Here is a 2,659-nt window from a genome sequence, read left to right on the forward strand (position 1 = left end):
CGTCATTTGACACACTCATACGAAATTCAAAATTGACAATAGAGAATAATGAAACAAAATATAATCGGAATTTTAATTTTTACTATGATTTTAACTTCTTGTAGTAATAAAGTTGTTGCGGACTTTGAAATTATGAACAATACGGAATTTAATATAGATTCTCTGAAAATAGAACCGAATATTAGTGATGTAGGTAAGTATATTTCACTCAAAAAAGGAGAAAAAGCCGAATATAAATCTGATATGACGACTATCGCAAAAACTGACGGAGCGTACCAAATATCATTTTTAGTGAACGGAATTAATAAAACGCAAGTTTTTGGTTATTATACTAATGGATATCCTTTAGAAAGAATAACGAAAATAAAAATCGAAAAAGACACAATACTGATTGACCAAGTATTTGAGAAATATTAAAAAAACGAACGCACAACAATGGCTATAAACAATTACTACTACAGGCTTATCCTGAAAATCCCTACTGAATTTTCAGCTTGTCTTGTACTTGTAAAAGTCCGTACTAACCCACGCAACTGTTCATAGCCAAACCGTTGCCATTCATTGTGGAATTTAATCTAGATAAGAAATGGAAAAAACAAAATCGAAAGAAAAAGTAAAATGGTATAATTATATTTTTTTGCCAGGAGGAATAATTGCTACAGTTCTATTAATTAGACTTATTCTGTGGGTTTATCGTCAATATTTTTAAAAATGCACAGTTGATTTTTTTACAAGTTCGTGGAATCTGAATTGAAAACAAAGATAAAGTAAATGCGAAATTTAAGAAGTTGCGGAATTTTTCACTCAGTCGGAATTTAAAAATATCGCGAATTAAAAACCTAATTGAATTTACATAAACGCTGAAAAATAGGAAGATAAAAATTAACAGAATAATTTGCACTCTGAAAAAACAACGAAATGGCAACACTGTGTAAAATTAATTGCTAGGGAAAGGTTTATTTACTAAAATCTTACTGTTTTTTATATTTAGTTTGTATTTGCTAAATTCGATTTTTAAATCAAGTAACTAACATTACACAAACCGTTGTGCATAATAATGACCCGTCCTGAATAAAGGCTACATAATTTTAAACAATATGATAAACCTTAAACTACCTATTTTACTATTAACTGCAATTTGCTTCACTGCATGTGATCAAAAAAAGAGCGAAAGCGTTAATACGGACGTAGTAAGCTCACCATTAAATGACTATCTGATAGCATGTGAGTCAAATGGGTTCAACGGAGCTGTTTTAGCTGCAAAAGGAGACCGTATTATTCTTAACAAAGGTTATGGATTTGCCAATAAGGAAAAGTCTTTTGCGAATACCCCAAAAACTGTATTTGATATCTGTTCCGTAACAAAGCAGTTTACAGGAACGGCAATATTGAAGTTAGCTGAGAACGGAAAACTAGAGCTAACCGATTCTTTAAGTGCATATTTTAAGGATTTGCCTTTTGACAAACAGAACATCACCATTCACCAATTACTCACTCATTCAGGTGGTTTTGGGCATGATATAGGCGAGAGTGATTTTGACCATATTCCTGAAAACGAATATTTCCAGCAATTGTTTGATACAGACTTACTCTTCACTCCAGGAGAAAAATACGAGTACTCTAACTCTGGTTACAGTATTCTGGGGCGAATTATAGAAATCATATCAGGTAAAAGTTATGAAAGCTACCTAAGAGAACAATTATTTGAACCGGCAGGAATGGCCCAAACTGGCTATCTCTTGCCTAAATGGAGTAGCGATTTAGTGGCTAATGAATATTTGTACAATGTCATAAATAAAGAGAATCACGTTTCCAAGTACCAGCAGGATGGAAAAATTGCTTGGCCTTTGAAAGCAAATGGAGGTATTAACTCGACTCAAGAAGATATGTACAAATGGTATTTAGCATTAAAAAACAATACAGTATTAAATAAAGAATCTACAGAAAAATTAACATCACCTCACATTCTCGAATATGAAGGTGAATCGAGTTATTATGGTTATGGTTGGGCAACATTTCAGTCAGATAGAGGTACTAAAGTAATTACTCATAATGGTTTTAATGGTGTTTCTTATTATGAGTTTATTTGGTTTCCTGAAGAAGATGCTCTTATTCTATTTTCAACCAATTCGTCAACTCGCGAATCTTCAAGAATACCGTTTGAATTAGAAAAAATGCTCTTTAATGAGAATTACAAAGCTAAACCTATCTCAAAAAATAAGGTGACTGAATTGCTAACATTTATCGAAAACTATTCGGGAAATGTGAGAAATTTAGGGAAAGAGATAAAGCAAAAATTTGAAGTGATGTTGGATGACCCTGTTTATTTAAACCGCTTAAGCGGAATTTATTTACGAGGGGACGACATTGAAAAAGCTATTGTTATTACAGAGCTCAACACCCAATTGTTTCCAGATAATGGCAATATCTGGGATACTATGGGAGATGTATATTTTGCTGCAAAGCAAAATGAAAAGGCAAAAGACAGCTACAAAAAGGCATTGGAGTTCAAGCCCGAAAATGATGATTGCTTTTGGTGTGACAATTCTACCGCTCAGCTTATAAGTTTGGAAGCAAAAAAATAAACTATTGCCAACACTGTATATAAAATCATAGCACCCTTCGGGTTGCTACGCTTCATATACTAAACGTTGTGTGT

Annotated in this window: 2 protein-coding genes; both read left to right on the plus strand. The window is 32.8% G+C overall.

Annotated elements, in window-relative coordinates; all coding sequences use genetic code 11:
• The first annotated feature begins 48 nt into the window (after positions 1–48).
• Positions 49–417, plus strand: coding sequence for a hypothetical protein (locus BSU00_RS12695; protein ID WP_105004705.1), 369 nt, complete (start codon positions 49–51; stop codon positions 415–417).
• A gap of 680 nt (positions 418–1,097) precedes the next feature.
• Entirely contained in the window at positions 1,098–2,585 is a 1,488-nt protein-coding gene (locus BSU00_RS12700; RefSeq protein WP_105004706.1) for a serine hydrolase domain-containing protein, read from the plus strand.
• Positions 2,586–2,659: the final 74 nt, after the last annotated feature.

The organism is Tenacibaculum sp. SG-28, assembly GCF_002954385.1.
Lineage (GTDB): Bacteria > Bacteroidota > Bacteroidia > Flavobacteriales > Flavobacteriaceae > Polaribacter.

Excerpts from the sequence above, each read along its gene's own strand:
- BSU00_RS12695 (WP_105004705.1), top strand. The coding sequence starts at position 49 with ATGAAACAAAATATAATCGGAATTTTAATTTTTACTATGATTTTAACT.
- BSU00_RS12700 (WP_105004706.1), top strand. The coding sequence starts at position 1,098 with ATGATAAACCTTAAACTACCTATTTTACTATTAACTGCAATTTGCTTC.